The organism is Clostridium minihomine (assembly GCF_900240385.1).
GTDB classification, from domain to species: Bacteria; Bacillota; Clostridia; order Oscillospirales; family Acutalibacteraceae; genus Faecalispora; species Faecalispora minihomine.
Genome location: NZ_OEQH01000010.1, coordinates 1 through 5,513, shown reverse-complemented (window position 1 = coordinate 5,513; position 5,513 = coordinate 1). Strand labels below are relative to the sequence as shown.

The 5,513-nt window shown below is 44.8% G+C and carries 9 protein-coding genes; all 9 read left to right on the top strand.

All coding sequences use genetic code 11. From position 1 onward, the window contains the following. A partial coding sequence (locus tag C1A02_RS13990) for a replication endonuclease (RefSeq protein WP_010791285.1) occupies positions 1 to 625 on the top strand: 625 nt, incomplete at its 5' end. Further along, on the top strand, positions 558 to 710 hold the full coding sequence (locus C1A02_RS13985; protein ID WP_435988044.1) for a hypothetical protein: 153 nt from the start codon (positions 558 to 560) through the stop codon (positions 708 to 710). The genes C1A02_RS13990 and C1A02_RS13985, both read left to right, overlap by 68 nt. Continuing rightward, positions 643 to 882, top strand: coding sequence for a phage DNA packaging protein C (locus tag C1A02_RS13980; protein WP_016670801.1), 240 nt, complete (start codon positions 643 to 645; stop codon positions 880 to 882). The genes C1A02_RS13985 and C1A02_RS13980 overlap by 68 nt, the downstream gene beginning before the upstream one ends. Continuing rightward, positions 879 to 1,337, top strand: a complete 459-nt coding sequence (locus tag C1A02_RS13975; RefSeq protein WP_000084700.1) for a scaffolding protein D — start codon at positions 879 to 881, stop codon at positions 1,335 to 1,337. Before C1A02_RS13980 ends, C1A02_RS13975 begins: the two co-directional genes overlap by 4 nt. Then, a complete protein-coding gene (locus C1A02_RS13970) occupies positions 1,337 to 1,453 on the top strand; it encodes a phage DNA packaging protein J (protein WP_000033471.1) in 117 nt (38 codons plus the stop codon). The genes C1A02_RS13975 and C1A02_RS13970 overlap by 1 nt, the downstream gene beginning before the upstream one ends. Positions 1,454 to 1,489: 36 nt before the next feature. Beyond that, positions 1,490 to 2,773: a major capsid protein gene (locus C1A02_RS13965; protein ID WP_000065572.1), complete on the top strand. Its 1,284-nt coding sequence runs from the start codon at positions 1,490 to 1,492 to the stop codon at positions 2,771 to 2,773. 110 nt (positions 2,774 to 2,883) lie between these two features. Further along, positions 2,884 to 3,411, top strand: coding sequence for a hypothetical protein (locus tag C1A02_RS13960; RefSeq protein WP_000487867.1), 528 nt, complete (start codon positions 2,884 to 2,886; stop codon positions 3,409 to 3,411). An 8-nt stretch (positions 3,412 to 3,419) separates the two neighbouring features. Continuing rightward, positions 3,420 to 4,406, top strand: a complete 987-nt coding sequence (locus C1A02_RS13955; RefSeq protein WP_000466547.1) for a Minor spike protein — start codon at positions 3,420 to 3,422, stop codon at positions 4,404 to 4,406. Positions 4,407 to 4,469: 63 nt separating this feature from the next. Continuing rightward, positions 4,470 to 5,513, top strand: a 1,044-nt coding sequence (locus tag C1A02_RS13950; RefSeq protein WP_001700126.1) for a replication endonuclease, incomplete at its 3' end; no start/stop codon positions are given.

The following is a 5,513-nucleotide window of genomic DNA, read 5'->3' as shown; positions in this document are numbered from 1 at the left end:
CATCGCAGTTCGCTACACGCAGGACGCTTTTTCACGTTCTGGTTGGTTGTGGCCTGTTGATGCTAAAGGTGAGCCGCTTAAAGCTACCAGTTATATGGCTGTTGGTTTCTATGTGGCTAAATACGTTAACAAAAAGTCAGATATGGACCTTGCTGCTAAAGGTCTAGGAGCTAAAGAATGGAACAACTCACTAAAAACCAAGCTGTCGCTACTTCCCAAGAAGCTGTTCAGAATCAGAATGAGCCGCAACTTCGGGATGAAAATGCTCACAATGACAAATCTGTCCACGGAGTGCTTAATCCAACTTACCAAGCTGGGTTACGACGCGACGCCGTTCAACCAGATATTGAAGCAGAACGCAAAAAGAGAGATGAGATTGAGGCTGGGAAAAGTTACTGTAGCCGACGTTTTGGCGGCGCAACCTGTGACGACAAATCTGCTCAAATTTATGCGCGCTTCGATAAAAATGATTGGCGTATCCAACCTGCAGAGTTTTATCGCTTCCATGACGCAGAAGTTAACACTTTCGGATATTTCTGATGAGTCGAAAAATTATCTTGATAAAGCAGGAATTACTACTGCTTGTTTACGAATTAAATCGAAGTGGACTGCTGGCGGAAAATGAGAAAATTCGACCTATCCTTGCGCAGCTCGAGAAGCTCTTACTTTGCGACCTTTCGCCATCAACTAACGATTCTGTCAAAAACTGACGCGTTGGATGAGGAGAAGTGGCTTAATATGCTTGGCACGTTCGTCAAGGACTGGTTTAGATATGAGTCACATTTTGTTCATGGTAGAGATTCTCTTGTTGACATTTTAAAAGAGCGTGGATTACTATCTGAGTCCGATGCTGTTCAACCACTAATAGGTAAGAAATCATGAGTCAAGTTACTGAACAATCCGTACGTTTCCAGACCGCTTTGGCCTCTATTAAGCTCATTCAGGCTTCTGCCGTTTTGGATTTAACCGAAGATGATTTCGATTTTCTGACGAGTAACAAAGTTTGGATTGCTACTGACCGCTCTCGTGCTCGTCGCTGCGTTGAGGCTTGCGTTTATGGTACGCTGGACTTTGTAGGATACCCTCGCTTTCCTGCTCCTGTTGAGTTTATTGCTGCCGTCATTGCTTATTATGTTCATCCCGTCAACATTCAAACGGCCTGTCTCATCATGGAAGGCGCTGAATTTACGGAAAACATTATTAATGGCGTCGAGCGTCCGGTTAAAGCCGCTGAATTGTTCGCGTTTACCTTGCGTGTACGCGCAGGAAACACTGACGTTCTTACTGACGCAGAAGAAAACGTGCGTCAAAAATTACGTGCAGAAGGAGTGATGTAATGTCTAAAGGTAAAAAACGTTCTGGCGCTCGCCCTGGTCGTCCGCAGCCGTTGCGAGGTACTAAAGGCAAGCGTAAAGGCGCTCGTCTTTGGTATGTAGGTGGTCAACAATTTTAATTGCAGGGGCTTCGGCCCCTTACTTGAGGATAAATTATGTCTAATATTCAAACTGGCGCCGAGCGTATGCCGCATGACCTTTCCCATCTTGGCTTCCTTGCTGGTCAGATTGGTCGTCTTATTACCATTTCAACTACTCCGGTTATCGCTGGCGACTCCTTCGAGATGGACGCCGTTGGCGCTCTCCGTCTTTCTCCATTGCGTCGTGGCCTTGCTATTGACTCTACTGTAGACATTTTTACTTTTTATGTCCCTCATCGTCACGTTTATGGTGAACAGTGGATTAAGTTCATGAAGGATGGTGTTAATGCCACTCCTCTCCCGACTGTTAACACTACTGGTTATATTGACCATGCCGCTTTTCTTGGCACGATTAACCCTGATACCAATAAAATCCCTAAGCATTTGTTTCAGGGTTATTTGAATATCTATAACAACTATTTTAAAGCGCCGTGGATGCCTGACCGTACCGAGGCTAACCCTAATGAGCTTAATCAAGATGATGCTCGTTATGGTTTCCGTTGCTGCCATCTCAAAAACATTTGGACTGCTCCGCTTCCTCCTGAGACTGAGCTTTCTCGCCAAATGACGACTTCTACCACATCTATTGACATTATGGGTCTGCAAGCTGCTTATGCTAATTTGCATACTGACCAAGAACGTGATTACTTCATGCAGCGTTACCATGATGTTATTTCTTCATTTGGAGGTAAAACCTCTTATGACGCTGACAACCGTCCTTTACTTGTCATGCGCTCTAATCTCTGGGCATCTGGCTATGATGTTGATGGAACTGACCAAACGTCGTTAGGCCAGTTTTCTGGTCGTGTTCAACAGACCTATAAACATTCTGTGCCGCGTTTCTTTGTTCCTGAGCATGGCACTATGTTTACTCTTGCGCTTGTTCGTTTTCCGCCTACTGCGACTAAAGAGATTCAGTACCTTAACGCTAAAGGTGCTTTGACTTATACCGATATTGCTGGCGACCCTGTTTTGTATGGCAACTTGCCGCCGCGTGAAATTTCTATGAAGGATGTTTTCCGTTCTGGTGATTCGTCTAAGAAGTTTAAGATTGCTGAGGGTCAGTGGTATCGTTATGCGCCTTCGTATGTTTCTCCTGCTTATCACCTTCTTGAAGGCTTCCCATTCATTCAGGAACCGCCTTCTGGTGATTTGCAAGAACGCGTACTTATTCGCCACCATGATTATGACCAGTGTTTCCAGTCCGTTCAGTTGTTGCAGTGGAATAGTCAGGTTAAATTTAATGTGACCGTTTATCGCAATCTGCCGACCACTCGCGATTCAATCATGACTTCGTGATAAAAGATTGAGTGTGAGGTTATAACGCCGAAGCGGTAAAAATTTTAATTTTTGCCGCTGAGGGGTTGACCAAGCGAAGCGCGGTAGGTTTTCTGCTTAGGAGTTTAATCATGTTTCAGACTTTTATTTCTCGCCATAATTCAAACTTTTTTTCTGATAAGCTGGTTCTCACTTCTGTTACTCCAGCTTCTTCGGCACCTGTTTTACAGACACCTAAAGCTACATCGTCAACGTTATATTTTGATAGTTTGACGGTTAATGCTGGTAATGGTGGTTTTCTTCATTGCATTCAGATGGATACATCTGTCAACGCCGCTAATCAGGTTGTTTCTGTTGGTGCTGATATTGCTTTTGATGCCGACCCTAAATTTTTTGCCTGTTTGGTTCGCTTTGAGTCTTCTTCGGTTCCGACTACCCTCCCGACTGCCTATGATGTTTATCCTTTGGATGGTCGCCATGATGGTGGTTATTATACCGTCAAGGACTGTGTGACTATTGACGTCCTTCCCCGTACGCCGGGCAATAATGTTTATGTTGGTTTCATGGTTTGGTCTAACTTTACCGCTACTAAATGCCGCGGATTGGTTTCGCTGAATCAGGTTATTAAAGAGATTATTTGTCTCCAGCCACTTAAGTGAGGTGATTTATGTTTGGTGCTATTGCTGGCGGTATTGCTTCTGCTCTTGCTGGTGGCGCCATGTCTAAATTGTTTGGAGGCGGTCAAAAAGCCGCCTCCGGTGGCATTCAAGGTGATGTGCTTGCTACCGATAACAATACTGTAGGCATGGGTGATGCTGGTATTAAATCTGCCATTCAAGGCTCTAATGTTCCTAACCCTGATGAGGCCGTCCCTAGTTTTGTTTCTGGTGCTATGGCTAAAGCTGGTAAAGGACTTCTTGAAGGTACGTTGCAGGCTGGCACTTCTGCCGTTTCTGATAAGTTGCTTGATTTGGTTGGACTTGGTGGCAAGTCTGCCGCTGATAAAGGAAAGGATACTCGTGATTATCTTGCTGCTGCATTTCCTGAGCTTAATGCTTGGGAGCGTGCTGGTGCTGATGCTTCCTCTGCTGGTATGGTTGACGCCGGATTTGAGAATCAAAAAGAGCTTACTAAAATGCAACTGGACAATCAGAAAGAGATTGCCGAGATGCAAAATGAGACTCAAAAAGAGATTGCTGGCATTCAGTCGGCGACTTCACGCCAGAATACGAAAGACCAGGTATATGCACAAAATGAGATGCTTGCTTATCAACAGAAGGAGTCTACTGCTCGCGTTGCGTCTATTATGGAAAACACCAATCTTTCCAAGCAACAGCAGGTTTCCGAGATTATGCGCCAAATGCTTACTCAAGCTCAAACGGCTGGTCAGTATTTTACCAATGACCAAATCAAAGAAATGACTCGCAAGGTTAGTGCTGAGGTTGACTTAGTTCATCAGCAAACGCAGAATCAGCGGTATGGCTCTTCTCATATTGGCGCTACTGCAAAGGATATTTCTAATGTCGTCACTGATGCTGCTTCTGGTGTGGTTGATATTTTTCATGGTATTGATAAAGCTGTTGCCGATACTTGGAACAATTTCTGGAAAGACGGTAAAGCTGATGGTATTGGCTCTAATTTGTCTAGGAAATAACCGTCAGGATTGACACCCTCCCAATTGTATGTTTTCATGCCTCCAAATCTTGGAGGCTTTTTTATGGTTCGTTCTTATTACCCTTCTGAATGTCACGCTGATTATTTTGACTTTGAGCGTATCGAGGCTCTTAAACCTGCTATTGAGGCTTGTGGCATTTCTACTCTTTCTCAATCCCCAATGCTTGGCTTCCATAAGCAGATGGATAACCGCATCAAGCTCTTGGAAGAGATTCTGTCTTTTCGTATGCAGGGCGTTGAGTTCGATAATGGTGATATGTATGTTGACGGCCATAAGGCTGCTTCTGACGTTCGTGATGAGTTTGTATCTGTTACTGAGAAGTTAATGGATGAATTGGCACAATGCTACAATGTGCTCCCCCAACTTGATATTAATAACACTATAGACCACCGCCCCGAAGGGGACGAAAAATGGTTTTTAGAGAACGAGAAGACGGTTACGCAGTTTTGCCGCAAGCTGGCTGCTGAACGCCCTCTTAAGGATATTCGCGATGAGTATAATTACCCCAAAAAGAAAGGTATTAAGGATGAGTGTTCAAGATTGCTGGAGGCCTCCACTATGAAATCGCGTAGAGGCTTTGCTATTCAGCGTTTGATGAATGCAATGCGACAGGCTCATGCTGATGGTTGGTTTATCGTTTTTGACACTCTCACGTTGGCTGACGACCGATTAGAGGCGTTTTATGATAATCCCAATGCTTTGCGTGACTATTTTCGTGATATTGGTCGTATGGTTCTTGCTGCCGAGGGTCGCAAGGCTAATGATTCACACGCCGACTGCTATCAGTATTTTTGTGTGCCTGAGTATGGTACAGCTAATGGCCGTCTTCATTTCCATGCGGTGCACTTTATGCGGACACTTCCTACAGGTAGCGTTGACCCTAATTTTGGTCGTCGGGTACGCAATCGCCGCCAGTTAAATAGCTTGCAAAATACGTGGCCTTATGGTTACAGTATGCCCATCGCAGTTCGCTACACGCAGGACGCTTTTTCACGTTCTGGTTGGTTGTGGCCTGTTGATGCTAAAGGTGAGCCGCTTAAAGCTACCAGTTATATGGCTGTTGGTTTCTATGTGGCTAAATACGTT